The organism is Bartonella sp. DB5-6 (assembly GCF_000278115.1).
GTDB lineage: Bacteria > Pseudomonadota > Alphaproteobacteria > Rhizobiales > Rhizobiaceae > Bartonella > Bartonella refiksaydamii.
This window is the reverse complement of record NZ_JH725121.1, coordinates 48,211-74,355: the sequence shown is the minus strand read 5'-3', so window position 1 is coordinate 74,355 and position 26,145 is coordinate 48,211. Positions and strand designations below refer to the sequence as shown.

The following is a 26,145-nucleotide window of genomic DNA, read 5'->3' as shown; positions in this document are numbered from 1 at the left end:
ATTTTTCCTTGTCTGTTTTTCAACAGTTGCATTAAATAAGCCTTTTGGTGCAGGGGAGAATTTTTTAGTTTCCCCCAAAGATGTTTCGTTGTTTGAACGGGTCATAATACATTTCTGTGACTTTGAATTTTCCTTCAACCCGTTTGCACTGGATGATGATATCAATCATTGAAATCAATAGACCCCGAATGTCATCACGCTCTAAATCGCCTCCACCTTCACTTTCTTTTACTAAAAGGGTCATTTGTTCAAAGGCAGCAAGCGCTGTTGACGCATGAACTGTTGTAATCGAACCTGGATGGCCTGAATTGACATTGCGGATATAATAAAAAGCTGTACCATCTCGAAGTTCTTGTAAAAGAATACGGTCTGGACGCATGCGTAAAGCAGATTCAAGCAATTCTTTGGGGCCAACAGAGGCTAAACCTTGTCCATCTTTTGAATAAATCATAGAAACATGATTGGGTTGTGACACAACCAGTTCTTGTGTATCTTCAATGGTAATAACACGCTCATTCTTGGGAATTTTAGCGATTAATGCTTTTGACAACGTTGTTTTACCAGAGCCGGTTTTCCCTGAAATCAAAATATTTTTTTGACACTGTACAGCTTGATTTAAGAAAGAGACAAAATCCTTATTACAGTAAGCGGTTACCAAGTCATGCTCAGTGCTTTTGAGTTCGCTAAAACGCGCTTGATAATCATTTAAGGGTGTAAATGATACTTGCTCACACAGCGAAAAAAGACCTTTGTTTGCAAGATCTTCGAGGGAGAAACTCTGCGATGATGGTTTGCGAATTGTCATACTGATCGTGCCTTTTTCCACTGCCGGAGGAATGACAATTTGAATACGTTCATTCCCTGGCAGGGTAGCCGATAATATGGGATTTTTGTCTGATATGTTTTGCTTAGAATAGGAAGCGATAACTTTAGCAATTCCCATAAGTTCATTAAATGAGAGGGCTGGCACTTCTATTGTTTTCCATCCTTCAAGTCCTTCCGTCATCACTTGATAAGGACGATTGATAACAATTTCAAAAAGACTTTCATCTTTTAGAAAAGCACTGATCGGTGCAAGTTTTGTTAGAACAATTGCGACGGTTTCATCATTCAGCGGGTGTACGTTTTGGTTCATTTCAAAGTCACTGTAGGGTTTTTATAAAAGTTTCTTGAAAGAGCCCGATTAACAATTTGTTTTTTGTTTTCGACGATTTTCAATTTATAAACACTGGAAAAATCTAAATCGCGGGCAACAAAAACATTAACCATTTCTCCTTGGTTTTTGGACAATGTCGGAGGAATATTGGCATAATTTTCGGTGATAATATTTGCAATATTTTGTCCCGAAGAGACTGTTTCAGAGTCTTTTGTTTCAGAGTTTTTTTTGTCTGAGCTTTTTAAAAAACGCTCTCTCGCATAATTTGTTGCATCTTTGACAATGGATACAAGAAGCGCAGATCCAATTCGTTCGAACCAATGATTATCAATATCTCCATCCATACCAGAACGTCCTAAGGAATCTGTTGCTGGTGAAGCTAATGTTATGATGACGCCACTTGGTGTTTTAGCTCTATTCCATAGTACAAAAAGGCGATTTTGCCCTCTTTTTAATCCAGCGCGATATTCGCCAATAATTTGTGTGCCTTTATCAAGAAGGACAACCCGCCCATTGTCTGACAAAATATCTCTGGAGACGATACAACTGGTGAATCCTTGTTGGTCACTGTTGATTGCTGTCTCTAAGATACAGGGAATGGAAGTACCCATCGCGATAATGTAGTTTCGATTGCCAAGTGTTGAAGCGCGAACACCTTCAAGGGTTGTTGGCTTGAGAAGATGGTTAAAGCGTTGTGCTGTTTCGTCGGGTTTAGTTTCTAGTTGAAGCGCAGCGATATTATTGATTGCTGTATTTGTTTTGCTTTTTTGTGTGTTTGCATAGGCTAATACGGGAGCACGTTGTGCTGCTTCCAAGAGTGAATCATCAGGCTTTGATTGATTTATTGTGGGCGTTGGTAGCTCAACTTTTGGCAAAAGAGCGTTATTTTTCTCGGTTACTTCAGAGGATATAGGCTTTAGCTGTGCAGGTCGGAAAAGTTCTATTTGTTTAATAACTCCTTCTTTTGGTAGTTCAACAGATTGTTTTTTGTCTGTAACAAGCGTTGAATATGCTAAATAAAGACAGACACTGAAAAGAATAACAAGAGCAGCCACTTTGCCTACATTGGTCTGTTGTTTTTTCCCTTGAGTGTCCTTTATCGTATCGCGATCATTGATGTTTTTTTCATCCATTGTGTCGTTCATGGCTGGTTTCCTATGTTCACTTTACGTTGTACAGAGGGTGATGTTGTTCCAGTTTCAGGATTAATTCCTTCAGGTGAGAACCTTTTATTGAAAATACACAGCACGTCATTGCCGCGGCGCAAAGTAAATTGCGCAGCTGTAGCATGCACAATAACCTTGTTGCCTTTAATCGATTTTGGAACGAGAGATTCTTGCCCATCAAGTGAGACAAGGTAAATGGCGGGGATTTCAGTATTGCCCAAAAATGTAAAGGTTGTGGTTTTACCGTTGTCATAGACAGAGCTTGGTTCAATGAGAGTTGAACCTTGCGCTTCATAAGCCCAATTGCGTGGTCCAAAATCTTCATGAGTGTTTAAAATATCATTGACAAAGTTTTCTTCGCGCTGTGCAGCTTTTTCTGCTTCGGCTAATTTTTTTCGCAAGGCTTCATCTTCTGGATAACGAAACTTGACCAGAAAATATGTATCATTTCCCGCTGAAACATCGCCTTCACGCACTTGAAGTTCAAATTGATAAGAGCGTTTTGTTCCATCTTGGCGGCTTGTTACGATTTGTAAATTGGTAATGGGTTGAATTTCGCGCGGTTTTAGAAAGACAAAGTGGCCAGCTGGGGCTACTTGCCAAGCAACGGAATTGCCAATCCCTACATAGGACACTTCTTCATCATCGGCAAATTCAATCTGGACTGAAGAACGAATAGAGCCAATCACTTGTACGACATTATAGGGGTCATAATTGACAAATCTAATGCGATTGTCTTTGCGTGCACTCACAGGGGCTGTTTCCGCAAATGATGGAATTGTACGACAGCTTATTGCTACAATAAAAGCAAAAAAGATTATTTTTAGAAATTGGATCATTTTATCACCTCTGGGTCGGATCTATATTCCGATACTTGGAAGCCAAGGGGATTGATTAAGCGGTCCGTTGTTGAAATCTGTGCATTAATGTAGGAAAAGTTTAAAATAGAAACCCAATGGGAAATATTTTCTTTTCCATTGGGATCTCTGACCGTTTTATAGTAACGCACTTGAACAAGATTTTTGCTTAAAAAGGAGATTGATTTGATTGTAACTGTAGCAGTTGTGTTTTGATAGATATTTTGCGGACTTTCTGGATTATTTCCCGCATACCATTGTGCAAAACGACTCTGTTCTTTTGGAGAAGATAAAAGAGAAATTAAGCGAAAATTGTTTTCTGCCTCTGATGCTTGAAATCCTTCACGCGCACGAACATATTTGCCAGAAAAATAGCGTGTTATTGCTTCATCATAGTCGTTGGGAGTTTCTTTTAGAGCACTCACCGTTTCAACAATACCTGTTGAATTATCAACACGGATTACAAAGGGTTCTACGGTTTTTAAGGGTGTTAATGCTGCTACAGCTAAAGCTAGAGCGATTGTTATTAAGCCCAAAAGCACGGTCAGTGCCATGGTAATTTTCATCCGCACGCGCATACCATGCATGCGATCAATATCGAATGAGCGTGCTTCTTTTACATATTCATCAAATGCGTCACTTTTCACGCGTGTCCTCCACAGTTTTATCAAAGAGTGTTTTATGGTTTATGGGATTTAATGGAGCTTCCTTAAGAATCACGTCCGCTGTTGCTTTTTCACTTTCCAATGTGTTGAGGATGATAGGTGTCGTAACAGGCCTTACGATTTTTTCTTGTAGGATGAAGTTTTTATTGTCCCAATCCCATTTATCTCTATTTAAAATGCGGGTATGTTTGCCATTACATCGTGGTGGTTTTTTGGGGCCATTCAGGGAGGCACAGCCGGTAAGGGCAATTGTAAGAATCATAAAAAAGGTTAATTTTCGTTTCATTTTTTGAACTCACAAATATATTTTTGAATATAATGCGTGTTTTTTTTTGCTTTGAACAATTTTACAAAAGCAAACGATGAAAAATTTTAACTGATCTTGTGGAACCAAGAATATCAAATATTTCATGCAATATATGTGTGGGGCGTGCACTCTTTAGCACACGCGCCACAAAAATAAGATCTCTGTTTTTTTTTAGAGGTGTCTGACATTAAAATCGACCACGACTTCGTGCTCCTGTTTGGGCAACTTTGGCTGCCGCACTTGCAGTACCAGAGAGTCTTGAAATTGTATTTTTTGCCGCATTCCCACCTGCTTTAGCGCCACCGGTAAGCATGGTGAAAATCTGTCCGCCTGAAGATACTCCTGCGTTAAAGTATGGTCCACCAGAGGACAGCGCAGAGGCAATGCCAGGAAGGGCACGGAAGAGAATAGCTCCTACCATCGAAATGACAACGACAGGGGGGAAGAGGACATAAATCGAATCATATGAACCTCTAAGAACGTATATAATAATTTTGCACATAATCGTTCCCAGCATGATCACTAGAACTTGCAAAATGGTAAAATTAGCCAATGTCGCAATCCATGCATCAGTGAATTTTCTGGTTGTATTGAATAAATAGAAGCTAATAAAGAGTGGTCCTAGACCTATAATCATTATAAGTGCAACTTGTGCAAACATTTGGACAACAAAACCAGCTATACAAAAGATGATAACAGCCAGCATCATTAGAGAGCCAAGAAGGCCAACCACGATTTTTTCAAGAAACCAAGCGTTATATAAGACTTCTTGATAACACCTATTTGCCTGTAACAAAATATAATCAAAGACATTAGATTTAGTAGGATTGCTGTTGAGCGCATTCCCAATAGCGTTCACTAAATCATTGAAAAAAACGTCTTTAACATAGATATTAAATACGCTCGCATTCGTTGCCATTGTCGTTACAACAACGATTTTAACAACATTATTGAGAAGACTATGCATGGAAAGGGCAACGCGGCCAGTCATAACATTATAGCCATACAGAAAGATAAAAATGATCGAGGCAAGATTGAGTGGTTTTGCAATAGCAGAAGACAAACCACTCACAGTTGCATTCATCGCCTCATCGAGAGGTTGAAAAATATACGCAGAAATGCTTAGAAATGGGGAAAAACTAGAACCGTACATCAGACTTCGCAATTTCTTCTTTTAATTTTTCTTTAAACGCGTTGTTTTTTTTCTTTGCTTCTTCTTCATATATTTCTTCTTTTGTTTTTATATCTTTTGTTTGAATCATAGACAAAGATTGAAGTTTTAAAGCATCCGTTTGAAGATTTGCTTGAATAAGAGACAACTTTATTTGAAGATCTTGCAACTCTTCGGGTTTAAGATTTTCTTTTGATGCCAATGCATCACTTATTTGCTTGATTTTTGCTTCAGTTGTTGTTGTATTTTCGTAAATGGTTTCAGCTGCGCTTGATTGCTTAGTGTCTAGTCTTTGGATGCTTGCTAACGCATTTTGATAATATTCATCTACATTTGAAGTCGTTTGTGACGTTGCATGAGAGATAAAAGATAAAGATAACAGTGTGATTAAGCCATATTTTTTCATTGTTTTTCTCTCCTTTGATGGAATATGGGCAACCACTTTTCTGGGTCTGCTCCATATTCGTCGATAATTTGATTCATGAGTTCAATATTCTTGGTTGTGCCACTTAAGACAGCGATCTCATCGTTCATTCCGCGTAAATTAAGTTCGGCAACGACGGAATTGTTTCCCTGCTTAATGAGAAAACGTCGGGATTCTCTGCTTAATTCTGACTGTATGAGTTCAAATTCACGTTCAGTCAGTTTGAAGTCTTCAACATAATCGTGGTAATTTGCTTTTTGATTTGGAAAAAATATTTGAGTAGGGCATTGCTCAATAATCGTGTGTGCGATTGTTGAGTTTAAAGCATCCTTGGGGCTTTGTGTTGCAAATAGCATCATGCCATTTTGTTTACGGATCGTTTTGAGGCGATCTTGCGCAAAAGCTTTGAATGAATCGTCTTCAAGCGCTTTCCAGAATTCATCAACGACAATAATAATGCGCCGCCCATCAATAAGATCAAGAATGCGGTGAAACAGATACATCATCAAGGGGCGCCGAATTTCTTCATTGTCTAGGAAATCCGTCATGTCATAACCAATAAATTGGGAATCTAAATTGAGATCATCTTGATCATTATCAAAAACCCAACCTAAGTCATTGCCTTTGATCCAGCGTTGTAACCGTATAGCAATGCCTTCTTTTGATGTGTTATCAAAAAACAGTTGAAGAGCGCCAAGAGAGCGTTGTGCGTGGGGAAAGCTTTCCAAGGCATCGATAGCTTTAGCGATATCTTGTCGCTCTTGTTCTGTTACCATTTGTCCTTCAGTGGTGACAAGCTTCAAGATCCAATTGCGAAGAAAGATTTTGTTTTTTTCCGTATATTTTATGCCCTTTAAAGGCGCAATCCCTGTGGGCTTCCCATTTTTCAAAGGTTTATATTTTCCTCCTCCAGCCCGTACAAAAATCTCTGCACCCTGATCCTTGTCAAAAAAGACCATTGTTGGATTGTGTTTTTGCAATTGTGCGAGAAGGAAATTAACAATAACAGTTTTGCCAGATCCAGATGGGCCGCACACAAAGGTGTTGCCAAGATCACCGTAATGAAAATTAAAATAATAAGGTGAACAAGCTTGTGTCTTTAGCAATGCTACAGCAGTTCCCCAAACATTGCCTTCGAGTTTGCCAACGGGAAAGGAATGGAAAGGCGATAAAGCTGCAAAATTTCTGCTGGTAATAGCTCCAGAGCGCGCACGATAACTGAAGTTTCCAGGCAGTTGTGCCCACCATGCTGCCTCCAATCCTAAATCTTCTCTGGCGATAACTGCTCCACCATTGGTTAAATGGGAACGTGCTTTTGAGAGATTTTCAGCCAATATTTTTGGATGATCGGCAAAAACTGTTAGAGAGAGATGATGCTCACCTAAAACAAAACGATTTGACTCTAAATCATCCAGCGCTTCATCCAGCGCTTCAATTTGTGAGCTGGCACGATCAGCCACATTAATCATTTGATTTTGTTTGCGGCCCATAATGGTACCGGCAGCTGCTTTGCTCTTAAAGACAAAAGATTGTGTTAAAATAAATTCAAACGGTGTTGTAAGCAAACCATCTGTCATACCTGGACGTGTTTTAGAGGGATATTCTTTCCACCCAAACATGCCAGCAAAGCGCTCATTACTTTCATGACGAATTTCAATAATTTCTTTGCCAAAAATAACACGATCTGAGTAAATCGTTGAGGCGATAGTACCAAATGTGAGAGGAACGCGTTCACGTCTTCCTCCCACCAATTGGTGTAGAAATTCACTTTGTTCAGAAAATAAAATGCCATCATGTTCATAAATTGACAAGAGACGCGCTCCATATTCCTCCAAACCTTGCATGAAATCTTGGCTTAACTCTTCGAGTTTACGAATAGCTTCTATATCTGGTTCAGATTGTGTTTTCTTCGCCTTTGCTAATCGCTGGAAAAATGAGGCAAGTTGTTCCGTTTTATCGGATGCCGGATTCCAGAGAAGTGAAATGAAGAGATCGTTTCTATAAAGCTCTTGAGAAACCATCTTATTTTTGTATTTTTCATCTAATGTTGCTGCAAAAGATGAAGAAAAACGACTCTCTGGATAAATCATTTCACGTCGACGGATGATATGAGAATATAAAGCAACACGTTCATCCGCTATATTTTTCAAGAGAGTGTTTAATTGGTTATGCAAGGAATTTAATTGATCGATATCTGCAGTGTCAAAATTTATACCCTCAACAGTCATCACAGTCATCAAGCAGCGCGAGTTTAACGCAATGACGTGTTGATTGACATGGCGTATGTAAGGAATATAATCTTCAGACTGAGCATCCCGTTTCATGACGGACATCTGATTCACTTGCTTAGCTCCTTATAAGTACGGATAAGACGCAATGGGGACACAGATGCACCTCCCCATCTGCTAAGATTTTTTTGTTTTCCTCGGGTGTTAAGCCAAGCAAATAATACGCGGAATTGATTGTGGTCGTATTTTGTTACTTCACGCAAAACAAAGTGCATACCAACACCAAGACCAATCATTGTAAAACCGCTTGTCACAACAAAGAGAATGGTTGTTGCCATAATATTAAGCGCCATCGCTTCCATTGTGACACCGGCAAACATAGCCGGCCTTGTACAAGCAAGGAAAAGAGGATCTTCGTTCATTTATGTCGTAGTACCTGCCAACTTCCCAACAAGAGCGGGAGCCCCAAAAACAATACCAATGCCAATAATGCAGTAAGCTGCCTTGCGTAAATCAATAAAGCCATACATCCAGCCAATACCCACGGCAGCAACACATATAATCGCAATGAGCTTTGCCGTTGTACCTGTCATCATACTAACAATATTCTTTAAAACATCATCAATATTTCCCAGCCCACTAGCACCAGCAGAAGAAGCAGCGTAAGAAGGATTTGATATAACGAATGCAGTTAAAAGCAGCATAATAACGATAAACATGATGTTCTTCGATACAGTGTTTGTCATTTTACCTCTCTAAAAAAGAATTGTCTTTTGACATCTTCTTGTCTCTAAACAACCAAAGAACGCCCTTGCTTTAATCTTACAGCCTTAATCATCCCTCAATTGTGTTCTAAAAGCTTTGATAGTTGTCTTGCTTTCAAAATGTTCTTCTCAAGAGACAGAAGAATTTCGTTTTAAAATTGTGCTACATAAAAATGGCAATTTTAAGTTGTATCTCTTTCCTGAGATGACAATATCCACCACCGTAAAGAAATAATATTTTTCTTTACAAAATGTACTTAATGCTCAACTCATCCTGCTGAGAGTTTTCCCTTCAAGAGCAAGGAGAGTTGTTGGTAAAAATGTAAAAAATGGTAGAGAAACAATGAACTTTTTGAGAGAATGTATGAAACGAGTGCGATTTAAATTTATCGTTATTGTTTACATTATGGGGTCTATTGTATGGGGAGTGAGCCAATATAAAGATAAAATAGATTTGGGTGTTCTCAAGACGTTTACAATGCGAGATATTCAAGACATTGTTGATATGCATTTAGAAGAGGGAAAGTTAACGCAACCTATCACTAAACAGCATTTAGCAAAATCTGATCCAGTTTTTCATTTACAGAAGAATGTTTCACTAAGTGATGCTGCTGTTTTTCAAGGTATGGCGTCGGTTACCAGTGGTGTTACATTTAAATTGGTTACTCCTGTTGCGCAATCTTGGCGTAAACATATTGTCCGTGATATCCATTTATATGGTGTGGATACTTGTGCACCGCGTCAAAAAGCGAAATTAAACGATCAAGAATGGCCCTGTGGTGCTGTTGCGACAGCTTGGCTTGTCACCAAAACACTGGGTCAAAATTTATCCTGTAAGCAGACTCTTACGCATAAGGGTGTTTATTATGCTCAATGTTTTGTTCAAGGGGTTGATTTAGCTGAAGCAGGTCTTGCAGAGGGTATGTTAGTGCTTTCAAAAGAGAGTAAAAACCCTATTCCAATACAGTATCGTCATGCTGAAAAAACAGCACGCAACAATAAAATTGGTCTTTGGTCAAGTGGTTTCACTGAACCTTCACAATGGCGAAGGGATAATGGATCTTATAATCCTTTTGCACCTTCGTAATTGGCTTTGACTGACATAGTTACTTGCTATTTATCTCGAGAATTTTGCAAAGCGAATTGAAATGTATCATAGGAAAAATGAAATAAGCTACGAGAATCTTTATGTATATTGCGTATAGAGGGACTGATTGGCATTATTTTTAAGATATGTCCGTTCTTAAAAGTTTTTTTATTTTTAAGATATGTCTTGTAAAAGGGGTGTAATTGTTGGTGGTAAAAGATTTTTCATCGTTTATGCTTGGAAGAAATATACATTATTATTTTATAGAATAATAGCTTGAAGGTATGGTTCAATGGACATTCCAAGAACAGTATATTTCAGAATATTATCAGTGGGTAGCAAAAAGCTGCGAAATATCAAATATAATGAAGTTGAATTGATTGATTTTGATCATTTGAAAGGGGTAAAGTTTTCTGGAAATTATTTTAGATATCCTATCAGGACAATTGAAATATGAGCATCTCTAGGTTTGTGGTGTTTGATTGCATACGAATTGTTTTAACTGAAATTGTTCATGAAAAGGGCTGCTGTTTGATATCTATGTCTTTCATGCAAAGATGTTTGAAACTTTTGAGAAAGCTTGGGTGAAGATATTTTTTATGCAAAAGATGTAGAGGATTTGTTTAAGCAGCTAGGTATTTCATTGTGCATTCAGTTAGCACTTCTTGTGAGTTTAAAAAGGGCTTTAAAAGCGGCGGTTAGGAATATGCAGAAATTAATGGCGATTCTGTAACTTATTGATCAATAAAAAGAAATTATCGGCTGTATTAAACCAAGTGTGCATTATAGAGAAATTGGGAGCTATACTGTGATCTTCCTACAGAATCGGACTGCTGTTAATTTATGTTAGTGGTGCACATATCCATTTTTATAGAACAGAGATGTATGTGGATTTGTTGGATTATATGCTTTAGAAAGCATCACGGCGCTTAAAGGGGTCGTAGTAAATTTCTGTGACGCGGAACTTTCCTTCAAGACGTTTACATTGAATGATAACATCAATCATCGAAATTAATAAGCCACGAATATCGTCTCGTGCTAAATTCCCGCCCCCTTCACTTTCTTTGACTAAAAGGGTCATTTGTTCAAAGGCTGCAAGTGCTGTTGAGGCGTGGACGGTGGTGATTGAACCTGGGTGACCAGAATTAACATTGCGGATATAGTAAAAGGCTGTACCATCACGCAGCTCTTGTAGAAGGATTCTGTCGGGGCGCATGCGTAAGCCAGATTCAAGCAGTTCTTTTGCGCCTGCTTTTGCTAGTCCTTGATTATCTTTTGAGTAAAAGAGTTGCACTTTGTTTGAATGGGGAACAACAAGCTCAGGTGTGTCTTCGATGGTGAGAATTCGTTCATATTCTGGGATTTTTGCAATTAAAGCTTTAGAGAGTGTTGTTTTACCTGAACCGGTTTTTCCCGATATTAAAATATTTTGTTGTGTAATAACAGCTCTTTCTAAAAAGGTGCAAAAGTCTTTGGCTATAAACAAATCTGTTAGCTCTTTATCGGTATCAGAGAGTTCGGCTATGCGTTCAGCCATTTGTTTTGTGGGTGTGAAACTGGTGTTTTGGGTGACAGAAAACAGATTGTTTTCGTGTAAGCTTTCAAGAGAAAAGGTGCGTGATGAAGGTTTACGAATTGTCATACTGATTGTATTTGGTGCAACTGCTGGAGGCATAACAATTTGTATGCGTTCATTATTGGGCAGTGTTGCTGAAAGAACAGGGTTTTCTACGCTAATTTTCTGTGTTGTATAAGCCGCAACAACTTTTGCGATTCCTTCTAACTCACCATATGTTAATTCTTTAAGGATATGGGTTTGCCAACCCGTGGGGCCTTCAACGATAACTTCGTTAGGGCGATTGATAACAATTTCAAATAAATTGTCGTCATTGAGATATTTATCTAATATTTTTAATTTCGTTAAGACGATGGAGGCTCGTTCTGAATTTTTTGTTGTTGTCATAATTTATTTTTGCCGAATTTGAGAGTGGTGAAAGAAATTTCTTTGGATAGAGCGTGGGAAAATTTTGTTTCTTCTTTCTTTGACTGCGAGTTTGTAGACGGATGAAAAATCCAAATCTCTTGCTACAAAAATATTGACGAGTTCCCCTTGAAATTTTTCTAAGGTAGGAGGAATGTTGATTTGATTTTCAAGGGCAATACTGGCGGTATCTTTTCCTATGTTGTTTGCACCGCCAAGATCTCCATCCCCGAAACCTCCGCCTCCAGAGTTGTTGCCGCCTGCGTTGGAGTTGCCTTTCATTTTATTTGTTAGAGCTGTTGTGGCGCCGTCAATAACGGTGAGTAAAAGGGAAGAGCCAAAGCGTTCCCACCAATGTGTGTTGATGTTGCCATCAAAACCGGCTCTGCCTAAACTATCGGTTGCTGGTGAGGCAAGGGGAATGATGACACCGTTTGGTGTTTTTGCTCTTGTCCAAAGGACAAAGAGGCGGGATTGTCCTTGTTTTATACCTCCTCGGTATTCACCAACAACTTGTGTTCCCTTATCAAGTAAAACAACGCGCCCATTGTCTGAGAGGATATCACGGTTAATCACGCAACTTGCAAAGCCAGGTTGATCACTGTTTAATGCTGTTTCTAATGTACAGGGGATAGATGTTCCCATGGCGATGATAAAGTTTCTATTGCCTATGAAACTTGCTTTTGTCTCTTCTGTTTTTGTGGGTTTTAAAAGAGCAGTAAAGTTTTGTGTGTTTTGAAGAGCAGGAAAATTTTGCGTATTGGCAAGATTTTCAAGTGCATTAAATTTGTCAAGTGCGTTAGTAAAACCATTGTTTACGAGGTCTTTTAGCTGAGATTTTGAGCCTTTGGCAAAAGCTAAAACAGGAGCGCGTCTTGCAGCATCAAGTAAGGGATCATTTTTAGGAGCTTCTACGATAGGAGGGGGTGGCGGTAAAAGAATTTTACCAATTTTTGCGTGAGGGTTAGAGGGTGCTAATTCTAAAGGTGCGAGTGAATTATGAAAGTTTTTTGTTTGTTTTTTATGAGGCTTTGCTGTGTCTTTTGTTGTTGTAGGGGTTGAGAGAATATTCCAAAGCGCATAGCCACAAAATCCTATACAGGCTATCATGACAAATATTTTTTTGCCAAGTGTTTTTGCTACGTTATTGCTGCCATCTCCAATGGCACCGCGGTCTTCTGTAACTGTTTTATCACTCATATGTGAATTCCCCTTCATTCCCGCTTATTTAAAGATCTGATGCGATTTTGCGCTCAACAGATGGTGAGGTTGTTCCCGTGTTTGGATTTATACCTTGTTGTTGGTAGGCTTCATTGAAAATGCATAAAACATTTCTTCCATGTCTTAGAGTGAATTTGGAGCTAATGGCATGGACAATGACCATATTGCCCTTTGTGGTTTTTGGAACGAGAGATTCTGTACCGTCACTGCTTACAATGTAAATGGCTGGAATTTCTTGATTATTGGGAAAAGTAAATGTTGTTGTTTTTCCATTGTCATACACGGATGATGGTTCAAGAGTTACAGAACCTTGAGCGGTATAAGCCCAATTGCGTGGTCCGTAGGTTTCATAAGTATCAAAGACACCATCAATACGTTGTGCTTGTTTTTTTGCTTGCCTTAGGAGTGCTTCAAGCCTTCTTTGTTCTGCTTCGTCTTGTGGATAGCGAAATTTCACAAGGAAATATGTTTCTTGTCCCGTTGAGATGTCTCCATCTTTCACTGTTAGTTCGAATTGATAAGAGCGCTTTGAGCCATCACGGCGTGTGGTGACAACTTGGAGATTAGTAATAGGTTGAACTTCTCGTGCTTTGAGGAAAAGAATATTGCCCGCAGGAGCAACTTCCCATGCTACGCTGTTTCCAATGGCAACATGGGCAATTTCTTCATTGGCAGAAAATTCTATTTGTACTGATGAACGTATAGAGCCAATAATTTTTGTGACATTATAAGCATCATAATTGACAAAGCGAATGCGGCTATCGCTGGGAGCGCGGGTGGGAAAAACACTCGCATAACTCAAAGGCGCAGAAGAAAAGGCGATAGCACTCAGAAAAAGAAAAATTTTTCTCATGATCAGTTGACCACTTCTGGATCTGTTCTATATTCACTAACAATAAACCCAAGAGGATTTACCAAACGATTTTGTACAGAGATGGGGGCGTTGATATATTCAAAGGTAAGTGTTGAAACCCAGTGGGTGATAAATTCTTTGTTATTATCGTTGTCACGAACGGTTCTGTAATAACGCACCTGTGCTACATCTTGATTGATAAAGGAGATTGATTTTATCGTGACCGTGACGCTAGCGTTTTTGTATAAAATTTGTGGGCTTTGTGGATTTTTTGCTCCATACCACCCTGCAAATCTCTCTTGCTCTTCAGAAGAGGAGAGAAGAGAGACGGTTTGGAAATTATTTTGTATCTCTTCGGCTTCAAAGCCCTCACGGGAGCGGACGTATTTCGCGGCGAAATAGCGGGTGATCGCTTCGTCGACATTTGTCGGACCTTCTTTTAAGGCTTCGACAACTTCGACAATGCCTGTTGAATTGTCGACGCGGATGACAAAAGGTTCAACGGTTTTAAGTGGGGTGAGCGTTATGACAGCTAAGGATGAGAGGATAGCCGCTGTGACGGCTATGCCAGCGATGACCAGAGAAGCGCGGGTGATGCGGCGTGAGGCTATCATGCGGTCTTGATCAAACAAACGCGCTTCAGCGATGTATTGTTCTACGTCTTTTTCTTTCATGCTTTTTGCCCGCAATCTTTGTAGGATTTCATTTCTTCATCAGTTAATTTTTGTGCGAGAAGCGTTTCGAATTTGCCCTCTTTGACTGATGCTTTTATGTCTTTATTGTTACTGATAATGATGGGAGTGGGAGAGGGTGTTTTCCCTTCCCAATTCCACATTGATTTGTTTAATGGTCGCTTAGAATATCCATTGCATTTTGGTAATGACTTCAGTGTGTTTGGTGAAGACATACAACCACTCAAGAGGATAAGCGATAAAATTACCCCAATTTTTTTAAATTTCCGCATTTTAACTTAGGCCTTTGCTAATTTTGCTATTAGTGATGCTAATTTTTTTACACCATTCGTTATCGTTTTAGCTCCTCCTGAGCCTGTAAGGGATGCTCCCCCAGAGGCTAAAGCGGAAGCAATGCCAGGTAAATTGAAGAAAAGAAAAATACCACCAAGGCCAACCACCATAAATGCGCCATAGGAAAACATGATATCTACAATGTTTGTTGTAAAGATTTTCATTGCAAGTTTGATATACATACCACCAAGCAAGATGACTAATATCTGAAGTATGATGAAGTTTGCAACTTGTCCTAACCATGCCTCTGTAAAACGCCTTGTTGAGGAAAACATATAGAGGCTTATGAAGAGCGGTCCTACTGATAAGACTAGAAATAAACCCAGCTTAGCAAACATTGTGACGTAAAAACCAATTATGCAAAAAACAGCAGCAATCACGTAACAGGCAAAACCAACTATCCAAGCAACAAGATACGCACCCACTGCAAGCCATGATGATGCAGATTTTGCTGCATCAAAAACATGTGCAACAGCTTTGCTTAACATATCGTCCCATATATTTTTATCTGAGTGTATTGTACCTTGTGTGGCATGTGCAATGGCATTAGGCAGACTATTGAAAAATATATCTCCGACCCACTCATTATAAAGAGCAGCATTTGTGGCGAGTGAAACAATGATGCCAAGTTTGAAAGCTGTCGTTATAAATTCCCACAGTGGCATGGAAGAACGCCCTGAGATAATATTGTACCCCATAAATATAATGTAGATTGTACAAGACAGCTTAAGTGGAGTACCTAAAGCCGATGAGAGATGTTCAACGGTATCATTCATTATTTGCATGATAGGCTTCATTAACATATCTTCTGCTGTGGTAAAGAAATCTATTTTGTCGAATGCCATTGCACGTCCATTCTATCAAATTTTTGCAAATATGATCATTTCTGATTCAATTATTATTTTGGTTCTGTTCAGCTCGTTCTTTAGCTTCTCGTTCGGCTTGTTCTTTTGCTTTTTCTTCAGCTTTTAGTTTTTTTATTTCAGCTTGTCTTCTTTTATGTTCAGCTTCCATTTCGGCGAAAAATTCTTCCTTCGCTTTACGCATGTTTTCGTTATGTCTCTTAATTCTCTCTTCAGCATTTGCTTCATATTCCTTTTGAAGTTCAAGTTGTGCTAATCTTAGATTTTCACAATTTTTGGCAGTTCCTGCGAATCCACATTTAGCATTCCACTCTTCCATCAATTTTTTATCTTTTTTAAATTCTGCGACGCTATAGGTTTTTTCACATCCAGCAGTGACAATTGCAGTGCAAAGCAGCAATGTGGTGATAATGATTTTTTTCATGATTAATTTTCCTTCTTTCAGTTTTTGAGGTTTGAGCACAATCTTTAAATTCTGCTATGTTCTGGTTTTTTCACAACCAGTGATGATAAATCTAGAGCACAGACATAATCTTGCCATAAATGTATTATAAAGTAAGCAAAGTGCTTTGAGTTGAGCAGCTAAAGCGCAATAAAGATATGTGATGGGGTTATCCATTGTCGTTGTAAGGGGGTCCATCAGCGTATTGTCTATTTTAGTAAATATGCCTTTGCTTTCTATTGCCATTTAGATGCTCCGCTATTCATTGTGTCTTAATGGTTATTTTGTTGTTCTTCTGCTGCGCGCTCTTTTGCTTCTTGTTCAGCTAGTATTTTTTTAGTCTTAGCCTCCATTTTTTCAAGATCGGCCTTCATTTTAGCTTCGGAATCTCTAATCATCTTTTGAAACTTCTCATCATCTTGACGGGCTCTTTCTTCAGCTTTTGCTTCATATTCCTTTTCAAGTTCAAGTTGTGCTAATCTTAGGGTTTCACAATTTTTTGAAGTTCCTGCTAATCCACATTTAGCAATCCACTCTTCCATCAACGTTGGATTTTTTTTAAATTCTGCAACGCTATGGGTTTTTTCACATCCAGCAGTGACAATTGCAGTGCAAAGCAGCAATGTTGTTATGAGAATTTTATTCATAGGTATTTCCCCTTCTTTCTTTCAGTTTTTGAGGTTTGAGCACAATCTTTAAATTCTGCTATGTTCTGGTTTTTTCACAACCAGTGATGATAAATCTAGAGCACAGACATAATCTTGCCATAAATGTATTATAGAATGCGCAAGATACTTTAAGTTTAGCAGCTAAAGCGCAATAGAGATGTGTGATGGTACTATCCATTGTCATTGTAAGGGAATACATCAATCCGTTGTCTATTGTGGTAAACGGGTCTATACTTTTAGACATTATATGTCTGTTCTATCTAATTTTGCAAATGTAGTTATTTCTGGGTGTGACAATGATTTCATTTATGGGTCAAAATTGTTATCCTGTTTTTGTTTAGCTTTCCATTTTTCATATTCAGCTTTTCTTTTCGCTTCTTCTTCTTTTTGCTTTTTCTCATACTCTTCCATACGTTTACGATTTTCTTCTTCTGCTTTTTTTCGACGTTCTTCCGCAAGTTCGTGATCGGCTACTCGTATATTTTCACAATTTTTTGAAGTTCCTGACCATCCGCATCTCACAGCCCATTCTTCAAATAATTTTTTATCTTTTTTAAATTCCGCTACGCTATAGGTTTTTTCGCAGCCAGCAGTGATGATTCCCGTGCAAAGCAGCAGTGTGGTGATAATGATTTTTTTCATGATTTAATCCCTTTTGTGTTTTTTAGTTTAATGACCACGGAGTTTTTTTGCATAATCTGCATATCGCGCTGCAAATTCTTCGTAAGCTCGTTGTTTTGCTGCTTTTTCTTCTGCTTGTTGGATCATCATGGCGGCTTGCATTTGTAGTATTTTTGTTTGGAGGTCTGCTTGTACCGCTGCTAATTTTGCTTGAATGCCTTGAATTTTACCAGAATCTTCAGTACTTCCAAGTTCGTCAAGGAGCTTGTTAATGCTTTTTTGTGTTTCACTCGCTTCTTCGTAGACGTCTTGGCCTTTTGCCGCTTGTCCTACCGTGTTCTGTTGTGCTTTTTTGACTTCCTGTGCGTAAAAAGCATCTACCGCCTCTTTTGAGCCTGCTCCGCCTGAGGGCTCTTTGTATACGAGCTCTTCTTGCCATTTTTGCGTGTTTTTGCTGCCGCCACCGCCGCCGCCGCCCATCGATTGTTGAAAGTGGTTAAAATCAGAGGGGAGGGCGCCATTGCTCCCTTGCTTGTTAAACATTTCTTTCAATCCTGAGATGTCAGGCTTGACATTTAAAGAGTTATAAAGATTCTTCATTTGATCAAGCTGACCTTTTAATTGATTGAGTTGCTCTGCACCTTGTTGGAATTGTTTTAATGCTTGTTGATATTGCTGGGTCAATTTTGCAGCAGCTGTAGGATCAAATACCACAATGGCGAAGGTATTTGTTGTTAAGCCAAAAGAAATTGCGCAAAGGGCTGTTGCCAATAAAAGTTTTTTCATTGTTTTGACCTTTCTTGAAAAAGAGGAAGCCATTTTTCTGGAGATTCACCAACTTCATCCATAATGGTCTCTAAAAGTTCAATATTCTTGGTGGTGCCGCTTAAAATGGCTATTTCATCATCAAAACCACGTAGGTTCAGTTCTGCTACAACAGAACTTTGACCTTGTTTGACAAGAAAACGCCGTGACTCTCGGCTTAATTCTGTTTGTATCAGGTTAAATTCTCTGTCTGATAATTTAAACCCCTCTACATAATCCCCATGATTGCCCTTTTGATTGGGAAAATAAATCTGTGTTGGGCATTGTTCTATAATGGTGTGGGCAATTGTCGAGTTGATCGCATCTTTGGGGCTTTGCGTAGCAAAGAGCATCAAACCATTTTGTTTACGAATTGTTTTCAGCCTATCTTGTGCAAAGGCTTTAAAGGAATCGTCTTCTAAGGCTTTCCAGAATTCATCAATGACAATGATAATGCGACGCCCGTCAATGAGAGAAAGAATTCTATGAAAGAGATACATCATTAAGGGGGGACGAATTTCGTCATTGTCCAAAAAGTCGGTCATATCATAACCGATAAATTTTGCATCAATGCCAATATCATCATCAGGATTGTCAAAAACCCACCCCAAAGCATTGCCTTTACACCATCTCTCTAAACGCCCAGAGATGCCTTCTCTATGGGTGGTATCAAAAAACATTTGCAAGGCAGAAATTGTCCGTTGTTCCTTAGGTAATAAGGCAAGTTGGTCAACTGCCGCAGCAATATCTTGCCTTTCTGATTCACTAATTTTTTGTCCTTCAGCAGAAACAAGTTTGGTAATCCATTGCCGTAAAAACACTCTATCTGCTGGATTGTCATAATCTAAGCCTTTTAGGGGGGCTATCCCTGTCGGCTTACCATTCTTCAGCGGCATATAGGTGCCACCGCCCGCTCTGACAAAAAGTTCTGCCCCCCGATCTTTGTCAAAAAAGACCATATTCGGATCATGCTTTTGAAGTTGTGCTAAAAGAAAATTGACAATAACCGTTTTCCCAGAACCCGACGGTCCACACACAAAAGTGTTGCCTAAATCACCAAAGTGAAAGTTAAAATAAAAGGGTGAGCCGGCAGAGGTTTTCATCAAGGCTACCGCTGGTCCCCACACATTGCCATCTATTTTCCCAACCGGAAAAGAATGAAAAGGAGAAAGGGCTGCGTAGTTGCGGCTTGTAATGGCACCAGAGCGTATGCGATAAGCATAATTTCCAGGCAGCTGTGCCCACCAAGCAGCGGCAAGACCTAGATCTTCCCGTGCAATAACTGCACCACCATCAGTAAGACGAGAACGGGCTTTGGCAAGATTATCATTAAGCTCTTGCGGCGTATCAGCAAAGACTGCCAATGATAAGTGATGTTCACCTAAAACAAAACGATTGGATTCAAGATCATCAAGCGCATCATCCAGTTCCATAATTTGTGAGCCTGCACGGTCTCCAGCATTGACCATTTGGTTTTGTTTGCGCCCCATAATCTGCTTGGCAATGTTTTTACTTTTGAAAATAAAAGATTGCGTGAAAATAAATTCAAAGGGGAGGGTGAGCAGACCATCTGTCATGCCTGTTTTGGTTTTTGCTGGATATTCTTTCCAACCAAACATTCCAGCAAACCGCCGTCCCGACTCATAGCGTATTTCTATGATTTCTTTCCCGAAAATAAGACGGTCTGAATAAACAGAGGATGCTATCGTGCCCCAAGTGAGAGGAACACGTTCACGTCTTCCTCCTACCAATTGGTGAATAAATTCACTTTGCTGCGAAAAAATATTGCCTTCATGTTCATAAAGTCCAAGCCTTTTTGCACCATAACGCTCTAAATTTTGAATAATATCTGTGGTGATATCTTCAAGCTTGCGAATGGACTCTGCATCAACTTCTGTTTTTGTTTCTTTGGCTTTCCCCAGACGCCTGAAAAAATCAACCAATTTATCCGCTTGATCAACATGGGGATTCCACAAAATGGAAAGATAAAGATCATTACGATATAGTTCTTGAGAAACCATTCGTTCACGGTATTTGTCATCCAACTGCTTGGCAAATTCTGATCTAAAAGTGCCATCCGGATAGACCGTTTCACGCTTTCTGATAATATGGCTATAAAGCGCTATACGTTCATCAGCAATGTTTTTAAACAGGTTGTTTAACTGTTCGTGAAGCACGTTTAAATCAATAATATCAGCCGTTTCAAAGTTAAGTCCTTCAAGTTTAACAACGGTCATGAGCGCGCGTGACTCCAGTGCGATGACATGTTTGTTGACATGGCGCACATAGGGAATAATAGATTCCGGCTGCTTCTCACGCTTGCGCTCTAGTGTTTTCATTTCAATTCCTCATAATTACGAACTAATCGTAATGGAGAAAGACTGCCCCCACCCCATAAATGAGCGTTTCTGGCAAAAAGACGTGTTTTTTGCCAAGTAAGAAGAATACGAAATTTGTTATGGTCATGCTTTAGGATTTCCTTGAATATGAAATGCGTCATCACACCAAAGGTTATGAGAAAAATATTGCCTGCCATAATGAACAATATCATCGTTCCTATCGCATTTAACCCCATAGCTTCCACCGTCACGCCTGCAATCATTGCAGGGCGCGTGCAAGCAAGAAATAACGTATCTTCTGTTAGCTTGTCGTGCTCTTTCATGACTTTGAAAGACAAAGTTTAATTAGGAAAGCATTGATACAATTTGCGATGCACCCATAACAATGCCGATGCCAACACAAACAAAAAATGCTTTGCGCATTTCGACATAACCAGCAATCCACGCAAGCCCAATACCAGCAACAGCAAGAGTTGCAATTGATTTTGCAATGGGACCTGTTAAAGCACTGATTAATTTATTAAGAGCATTTTCAATTTTTCCGAAGTCACCTGCTGCAAATGCTGGCTCACTAAGTGCTATAAAGGCAATGAATAACATAAGTATTGTTGTTAACCATTTCTTTTGTGTAGTTGAAAAGGTTAATTTTTGTAAAGTACGACTGTTGTTAAATTGATTGTTTATTTTTAGCATGGAAATGTCCCCGCGTTTAATCAAATAAAAATACTTCCTGATCTCTTCTATTTATTTATGAAATAAAATTCATAGAAGATAAAAATGGTACATAACTCAAAAAAATGACAAGCGCTACTGTTTAATTTATAGTATTTTATTTATATTAGTGAAATAAACAAAAATATTTGTAATATTCAAAATGATACTTTTTAAAAAATCTCTTCGATCATCATTTAAATATTTGATTTTCATTTATATTATTATTGCTTGTGTTTTTTATTTTAGTCAAAATTCTGAAAATTTTATCCAAAATTCTTTTGTGCAAAAAGTAAAAAAGACAGTGGAAAAACAGTTTCAAGAACTGGATTTAAAATTGACGGATCAAGCTAACCAAGGTGAAGTGCCTTCGCATTCAGAATCATTATCTACACAATTTTATGAAGAAAACGTGCCAGTTTATTCAGGTGCTATACAGGTGACAAGCGGTGTCACTTTTAAAATGATCACGCCCATAGATGAGGGGTGGAGAAAAAGAATTATTCGCAATATCCGATTATATGGTGTTGAAACCTGTGAAACACGGCAATTTGCTTCACGAAATGGAATCAAGTGGCCATGCGGTGCTTTTGTTACGGCATGGCTTGTGACAAAAACAATCGATAAAAATGTTACTTGTCGGCAAGCGCGTGTGATAAAACAAGTCCATTATGCTCAGTGTTTTGTTGATGGGGTTGATCTGGCGCGCGCGGGGCTTGCAGAGGGTGTAATGGTTTTGACAAAAGATCAGCATCATTTTCCTTCACCAGCAGATTACAAAAATTTACAATTTGCAGCGCAAAAAGCACAAATGGGATTGTGGTCTAGCGAATTTGAACAACCAGAAGAATGGAGAAGAGATAATGGCAGTTATAATCCCATTGATCCTTAAAAAAATTTATAAAAACTGAAAGAGTAAGTAAAGCATCAATGTAGTTAAACAGTTTTCTAGCTTTTTAGCTGTGCTTTACACAAACTCTGTAATGATAGTGTGCTTTCTTGTGTAACATTAATCAAAAAGTGTAAGCTTAATATCAGGTGATATGAGATGCAATAAGAGTATGTCAATTAATTAATCGAGATATGTGCTGCTAAAAGTCATAATAACTGCAAAGTTTGCGGTTGATACTCCAGCTTCTTCTTTTAGTGGTTTTCCCCATTTTCTTTTTCTTCATCAGAAGATTCGAGAAGAGAAATAGCGCTTACAATCTAATGGCTGATTGTTAAGATTTAAAGTCAATGCATTGTATAGACAATGACGTATACTGTGTGTTCTGTATATTTTTCGTTTGCATTTAAGCTAATTTTCTCTCAGAAAAGTGAGACTTTTTCTTTTGAATTGTCTTTATTAAAAGATTTATTTTCGTGTGTTTTCAAAATAAGAACTTGAGTATTTCAGGTAAGAAACTGTATCAATACAGTAGTGTTTAAAATTAAAATTTTTATGGGGTGAAGGAACATTGTAGAATTGTAAACTTTTGATATGAGGCGTTTCAGAATTTTGCCCCCCTTAACGATAGCTTTTTGTTTTATCATTTCTCATGATCTCTATACGTGATGCAAAGCGATTAAGAGAGGAAACATAGGGTTGGGAAAGCAGATGACAGAAAAAGACTCTTTCGATTAAGTAATTTTGAAGTAAAGACAGTTTTATAAAATGGCAAAGATATAAACAGGTGCAACATGAATGAACTTACCCATATTGATACTGTTATAGCGCATTATGATGCTGTTTTTTGCGATGTTTGGGGTGTTGTGCACAACGGTGTGCATGCATTTGAACCCGCATTGAATGTTTTGCACAAAATTCGACAGATGGGAAAAAATGTCATTTTTTTGACCAATTCACCTCGACCACGTGAAGATGTCATTGTTCAATTACAAAGTATGAATGTTCATAGCGATTATTATGATGCACTTATTACTTCAGGGGATGTGACGCGCGATCTTATTCGCGCTGCTTCGCGTAAAGTTTTTTTCATTGGCCCGCAACGTGATTTGATATTGTTTGAAGGGTTAGATTGTGAACTGGTTGAAGAATGGGAAGCCTCTGTCGTGGTTTGTAGTGGTTTTCTTGAAGATCTTGATGAAAAACCATCTGCTTATGAGAAAATGTTCCTTCGTATGCGAGCGCGCAATTTGCCTTTTATTTGTGCTAATCCCGATGTGACTGTACATTATGGAAATCAAGAGTTTTGGTGCGCGGGTGCATTGGCTCGATTTTACCAACAATTGGGAGGTGAGGTGCGCATTGCCGGAAAACCTCATGCACCCATTTATGAGTGTGCCTTTGAAAAACTTCAAAAAATTCGTGGAAAAGTGGAAAAAAGTCAAGTTTTAGCTATTGGTGACGGTCTTTTGACAGATATCAAAGGTGCATTTCATTTTGGACTTGATGCGCTTTATATCATGGGGGGCATTCATCGTTATGATTATATGCAAAATGGTGTGGTGGATAAGCAAGCGTTGCACTCTTTTCTTGAACGTCATGGCTATAAGCCACAAGCGGTAATGTGGGCTCTGCAGTGATGTCTGATTTTTTGCGTCTTCAGGGGACAGATATGCTTCCTTTGGCTTGGCGGGGAGCGGTGTTGGCACTTGGAAACTTTGATGGTGTTCATTGCGGGCATCAAGCGGTGCTCCAAAAAGCACTTGATTTAGCGCGCATAAAAAATAGGGCAGCTATTGTTTTAACCTTTGAACCCCATCCAAGGAGTTTTTTTTGCTCCTCAGTCCCTGTTGATCGCTTGACAGAAGCAGCTGAAAAAGCAGAAATTTTTAAAATTCTCGGGTTTAATGGGGTGATTGAACAGCCGTTTGATGTGCATTTTGCGGCTCTTTCAGCGGATGAATTTATCCACGTGATTTTAAAACAAACTTTTGATGTTTCCGTTGTGGTAACAGGTGAAAATTTTCAATTTGGTCATCAGAGAAGTGGAAATCTACACCTTCTTTGTCAAAGGGGACAAGAGTATGGATTTGAGGTTGTGCAAGTTCCTTGCGTCTCTAATACACAAAATCTCCAGCCATTGGTCATTTCCTCTAGTTCCATTCGTAAGTTTCTTTCACAAGGTCGGGTGGGAACAGCGGCTCATTTATTGGGGTATCATTATCGGGTTCGCTCAAATGTTATCCAAGGAGAAAAACTCGGCCGCCTTTTAGGGTTTCCTACTGCTAATCAGATGTTATCCCCTCAAGCTAGTTTGGCGCATGGGGTTTATGCAGTACGATTGCGTCGTGCCAACGGTGTTTTGCATGATGGAGTTGCAAGTTTTGGTTGTCGTCCAACGGTTGTTAAAGATGGCGTCCCGCTTCTGGAAACTTATTTGTTTGATTTTAATGATGACCTTTATGGAGAAAGTTGCACCGTTTCTTTCTTACAGTTTTTACGAGGGCAAGAAAAATTTGATGGTCTTGAGCCTTTGATTGCGCAAATGCAACGCGATGAAGAAGCAGCAAAAGCAATTTTGGACGCAGTACAGCCATTGTCGCAGTTAGATCGACTGCTTACTTTTAAAAATATGCCTTCAATTGATCTGAAAAAGATATAAGAGCGGCAATAATAGCACTTAAACTGATTATAATCACGAAAATATACTCTAAGACATCATGGAAGATGTGTGTTTTTCTTTGTTTTGAGGGGGAAACAAATGTCTGGAGATCTGATTTAAGCATGATCTTTATCTTTTTCAGAAACTTATGGAATTCTGTGGCTTTTATTATAGTTTTAAAATTTACCCTTTATTGCTTTCTGATCGGTTAAGATAAGTGATTAAAGACAGGCTAAACGATAAAGATGCATTGAACGTGTTCCATGGTGACAATAAGCAAGAAGAGGTACAGATGCTGCTTTTAAAATTGTTTTCATGGTTTCAATATCCGATTTTTTTATGGTAGGTGGTACGATAGGAATATGATGTGCTTTTATGCCATATTCGTGTGCTGCTGCTTTAATGGTGGAAAAATCAGGTTGATGAGGATCTTCTTGATCAGGGCGGTTACAGATAATCGTTTTAAAGCCAGCTTGTGCTAATGTTTTGATATTTTCGAGGTTGATTTGGGCGCTGATAAAAATATCAGGGTCAATTTGTTGTAAGTTCATCTTTATTTATCCCCGTAGCTATAGCTGCGTGATGCTTTCTGCTATGCTATATTATGAAGGTGAAACCCCTTGATGATAACAAAAATGTTCTATTTGTCGAGAAAAATAGATCTCATTGAGGAAAAATGAACTACAGTTATTAAGATATTTTATCTCCCTTATATCAATAAAAAACTCTTTACTTGCTACGTAAAAAAGAGATGTGGACGTGAACAAAAACCGTTTTAAAAGCATTCCATATGCTTCTTGGTGAATTGTTTTAATGCAAAGGAGGTACAACATGCAGGGTAGCTAATATAAAGATGCTTTTTCGTATCTGGTTATGTTGGCATTATTTTTTTGTACTGTGTGGTGGTATTTCTGCCGGAGGTTGTTTGGGAAGGATTGATTTTTTTGATGAGAATGCTGAAACAAAAGAGATTGTTCGGCTCTAAACGATTTTTCTCAATTTTTACGGTGTGTCATGTAGCTGCAGATTTTTTAACAAGAGTGTTTTGCGTAGGATGCACAATTGTGGATTTAAATTCACAAAATCTGGTTAATGTACTCGTGCCTAAAAAATGTGATTTTTCTTAATTGTATAAGCTGTGTGCGAAGGGGAAAGGTGCTTCAAGCATTCCATGGATGCTGTATTATAGTACGTGGTTGTAGCTTTTCTCGTGAAAAAAGAGTGGTGATTATTTTGCGTGT

General features: G+C 38.7%; 29 protein-coding genes. 5 read left to right on the top strand and 24 right to left on the bottom strand.

The window, feature by feature from the left end; translation table 11 throughout:
• Positions 1–64: 64 nt before the first annotated feature.
• The 10 genes from virB11 (MCO_RS07760) to MCO_RS07715 form a co-directional block, all read right to left on the bottom strand.
• Complete coding sequence (gene virB11 / locus MCO_RS07760) at positions 65–1,135, bottom strand: P-type DNA transfer ATPase VirB11 (RefSeq protein ID WP_007553624.1); 1,071 nt, start codon at positions 1,133–1,135, stop codon at positions 65–67.
• Positions 1,132–2,301 (bottom strand): type IV secretion system protein VirB10, encoded by a 1,170-nt coding sequence (virB10, locus tag MCO_RS07755; protein WP_007553622.1) that lies wholly within the window; start codon positions 2,299–2,301, stop codon positions 1,132–1,134. Before virB10 (MCO_RS07755) ends, virB11 (MCO_RS07760) begins: the two co-directional genes overlap by 4 nt.
• A complete protein-coding gene (gene virB9, locus MCO_RS07750; protein WP_007553619.1) occupies positions 2,298–3,161 on the bottom strand; it encodes a P-type conjugative transfer protein VirB9 in 864 nt (287 codons plus the stop codon). The genes virB10 (MCO_RS07755) and virB9 (MCO_RS07750) overlap by 4 nt, the downstream gene beginning before the upstream one ends.
• A complete protein-coding gene (locus MCO_RS07745) occupies positions 3,158–3,862 on the bottom strand; it encodes a virB8 family protein (protein WP_196794039.1) in 705 nt (234 codons plus the stop codon). The genes virB9 (MCO_RS07750) and MCO_RS07745 overlap by 4 nt, the downstream gene beginning before the upstream one ends.
• Positions 3,816–4,130, bottom strand: a complete 315-nt coding sequence (locus MCO_RS07740; protein WP_007553615.1) for a hypothetical protein — start codon at positions 4,128–4,130, stop codon at positions 3,816–3,818. The genes MCO_RS07745 and MCO_RS07740 overlap by 47 nt, the downstream gene beginning before the upstream one ends.
• Before the next feature lie 208 nt (positions 4,131–4,338).
• Positions 4,339–5,304: a type IV secretion system protein gene (locus tag MCO_RS07735; RefSeq protein WP_007553612.1), complete on the bottom strand. Its 966-nt coding sequence runs from the start codon at positions 5,302–5,304 to the stop codon at positions 4,339–4,341.
• Positions 5,291–5,728, bottom strand: coding sequence for a hypothetical protein (locus MCO_RS07730; RefSeq protein WP_007553611.1), 438 nt, complete (start codon positions 5,726–5,728; stop codon positions 5,291–5,293). The genes MCO_RS07735 and MCO_RS07730 overlap by 14 nt, the downstream gene beginning before the upstream one ends.
• The gene (locus MCO_RS07725) at positions 5,725–8,079 is read right to left on the bottom strand and encodes a VirB4 family type IV secretion/conjugal transfer ATPase (protein WP_040299082.1); all 2,355 of its coding nucleotides are present in this window, start codon (positions 8,077–8,079) and stop codon (positions 5,725–5,727) included. Before MCO_RS07725 ends, MCO_RS07730 begins: the two co-directional genes overlap by 4 nt.
• A gap of 5 nt (positions 8,080–8,084) precedes the next feature.
• Positions 8,085–8,396, bottom strand: a complete 312-nt coding sequence (locus tag MCO_RS07720; protein WP_040299062.1) for a type IV secretion system protein VirB3 — start codon at positions 8,394–8,396, stop codon at positions 8,085–8,087.
• The gene (locus tag MCO_RS07715; RefSeq protein WP_007553605.1) at positions 8,397–8,720 is read right to left on the bottom strand and encodes a TrbC/VirB2 family protein; all 324 of its coding nucleotides are present in this window, start codon (positions 8,718–8,720) and stop codon (positions 8,397–8,399) included. It lies immediately after the preceding gene.
• Positions 8,721–9,081: 361 nt separating this feature from the next.
• On the opposite strand from MCO_RS07715, the gene MCO_RS07710 reads away from it, so the two are divergent.
• On the top strand, positions 9,082–9,825 hold the full coding sequence (locus tag MCO_RS07710) for a thermonuclease family protein (protein WP_007553603.1): 744 nt from the start codon (positions 9,082–9,084) through the stop codon (positions 9,823–9,825).
• Positions 9,826–10,405: 580 nt separating this feature from the next.
• Complete coding sequence (locus MCO_RS10645) at positions 10,406–10,558, top strand: hypothetical protein (protein WP_155799355.1); 153 nt, start codon at positions 10,406–10,408, stop codon at positions 10,556–10,558.
• Positions 10,559–10,735: 177 nt separating this feature from the next.
• Here MCO_RS10645 and virB11 (MCO_RS07705) read toward each other — a convergent pair whose 3' ends face one another.
• The 13 genes from virB11 (MCO_RS07705) to MCO_RS07645 all read right to left on the bottom strand — a co-directional run bounded on the left by virB11 (MCO_RS07705) (position 10,736) and on the right by MCO_RS07645 (position 21,335).
• The gene (gene virB11, locus MCO_RS07705) at positions 10,736–11,788 is read right to left on the bottom strand and encodes a P-type DNA transfer ATPase VirB11 (protein WP_007553601.1); all 1,053 of its coding nucleotides are present in this window, start codon (positions 11,786–11,788) and stop codon (positions 10,736–10,738) included.
• A 3-nt stretch (positions 11,789–11,791) separates the two neighbouring features.
• Positions 11,792–13,006 (bottom strand): type IV secretion system protein VirB10, encoded by a 1,215-nt coding sequence (gene virB10, locus MCO_RS07700; protein ID WP_007553598.1) that lies wholly within the window; start codon positions 13,004–13,006, stop codon positions 11,792–11,794.
• Between the two features lie 28 nt (positions 13,007–13,034).
• On the bottom strand, positions 13,035–13,880 hold the full coding sequence (gene virB9, locus MCO_RS07695) for a P-type conjugative transfer protein VirB9 (protein ID WP_007553596.1): 846 nt from the start codon (positions 13,878–13,880) through the stop codon (positions 13,035–13,037).
• Between the two features lie 2 nt (positions 13,881–13,882).
• Complete coding sequence (locus tag MCO_RS07690; RefSeq protein ID WP_007553594.1) at positions 13,883–14,554, bottom strand: virB8 family protein; 672 nt, start codon at positions 14,552–14,554, stop codon at positions 13,883–13,885.
• The gene (locus tag MCO_RS07685) at positions 14,551–14,844 is read right to left on the bottom strand and encodes a hypothetical protein (RefSeq protein WP_007553592.1); all 294 of its coding nucleotides are present in this window, start codon (positions 14,842–14,844) and stop codon (positions 14,551–14,553) included. Before MCO_RS07685 ends, MCO_RS07690 begins: the two co-directional genes overlap by 4 nt.
• 6 nt (positions 14,845–14,850) lie before the next feature.
• The gene (locus MCO_RS07680) at positions 14,851–15,750 is read right to left on the bottom strand and encodes a type IV secretion system protein (RefSeq protein WP_007553590.1); all 900 of its coding nucleotides are present in this window, start codon (positions 15,748–15,750) and stop codon (positions 14,851–14,853) included.
• Between the two features lie 46 nt (positions 15,751–15,796).
• Positions 15,797–16,192, bottom strand: a complete 396-nt coding sequence (locus MCO_RS07675; protein ID WP_007553588.1) for an EexN family lipoprotein — start codon at positions 16,190–16,192, stop codon at positions 15,797–15,799.
• Between the two features lie 290 nt (positions 16,193–16,482).
• The gene (locus MCO_RS07670; RefSeq protein WP_007553584.1) at positions 16,483–16,857 is read right to left on the bottom strand and encodes an EexN family lipoprotein; all 375 of its coding nucleotides are present in this window, start codon (positions 16,855–16,857) and stop codon (positions 16,483–16,485) included.
• A 327-nt stretch (positions 16,858–17,184) separates the two neighbouring features.
• Positions 17,185–17,520, bottom strand: coding sequence for an EexN family lipoprotein (locus tag MCO_RS07665; RefSeq protein ID WP_007553582.1), 336 nt, complete (start codon positions 17,518–17,520; stop codon positions 17,185–17,187).
• Between the two features lie 27 nt (positions 17,521–17,547).
• The gene (locus MCO_RS07660) at positions 17,548–18,285 is read right to left on the bottom strand and encodes a type IV secretion system protein (RefSeq protein ID WP_007553580.1); all 738 of its coding nucleotides are present in this window, start codon (positions 18,283–18,285) and stop codon (positions 17,548–17,550) included.
• Complete coding sequence (locus tag MCO_RS07655) at positions 18,282–20,642, bottom strand: VirB4 family type IV secretion/conjugal transfer ATPase (protein WP_007553578.1); 2,361 nt, start codon at positions 20,640–20,642, stop codon at positions 18,282–18,284. The genes MCO_RS07660 and MCO_RS07655 overlap by 4 nt, the downstream gene beginning before the upstream one ends.
• Positions 20,639–20,965 (bottom strand): type IV secretion system protein VirB3, encoded by a 327-nt coding sequence (locus MCO_RS07650; protein WP_007553576.1) that lies wholly within the window; start codon positions 20,963–20,965, stop codon positions 20,639–20,641. The genes MCO_RS07655 and MCO_RS07650 overlap by 4 nt, the downstream gene beginning before the upstream one ends.
• Before the next feature lie 22 nt (positions 20,966–20,987).
• Positions 20,988–21,335 carry a TrbC/VirB2 family protein gene (locus MCO_RS07645; protein WP_007553574.1) on the bottom strand — a complete coding sequence of 116 codons (348 nt, stop codon included), beginning with the start codon at positions 21,333–21,335 and terminating at the stop codon, positions 20,988–20,990.
• Positions 21,336–21,516: 181 nt separating this feature from the next.
• Here MCO_RS07645 and MCO_RS07640 point away from each other — a divergent pair, with 181 nt between their 5' ends.
• From MCO_RS07640 to MCO_RS07630, 3 genes are all read left to right on the top strand, one after another.
• Positions 21,517–22,245, top strand: a complete 729-nt coding sequence (locus tag MCO_RS07640) for a nuclease (RefSeq protein WP_007553572.1) — start codon at positions 21,517–21,519, stop codon at positions 22,243–22,245.
• A 791-nt stretch (positions 22,246–23,036) separates the two neighbouring features.
• Complete coding sequence (locus tag MCO_RS07635; RefSeq protein WP_007553570.1) at positions 23,037–23,882, top strand: TIGR01459 family HAD-type hydrolase; 846 nt, start codon at positions 23,037–23,039, stop codon at positions 23,880–23,882.
• Positions 23,882–24,904, top strand: a complete 1,023-nt coding sequence (locus MCO_RS07630) for a bifunctional riboflavin kinase/FAD synthetase (RefSeq protein WP_007553568.1) — start codon at positions 23,882–23,884, stop codon at positions 24,902–24,904. Before MCO_RS07635 ends, MCO_RS07630 begins: the two co-directional genes overlap by 1 nt.
• A 221-nt stretch (positions 24,905–25,125) precedes the next feature.
• On the opposite strand, the gene MCO_RS07625 is transcribed toward MCO_RS07630, so the two are convergent.
• Positions 25,126–25,455 (bottom strand): TIGR01244 family sulfur transferase, encoded by a 330-nt coding sequence (locus MCO_RS07625; protein WP_007553566.1) that lies wholly within the window; start codon positions 25,453–25,455, stop codon positions 25,126–25,128.
• Positions 25,456–26,145 lie beyond the last annotated feature (690 nt).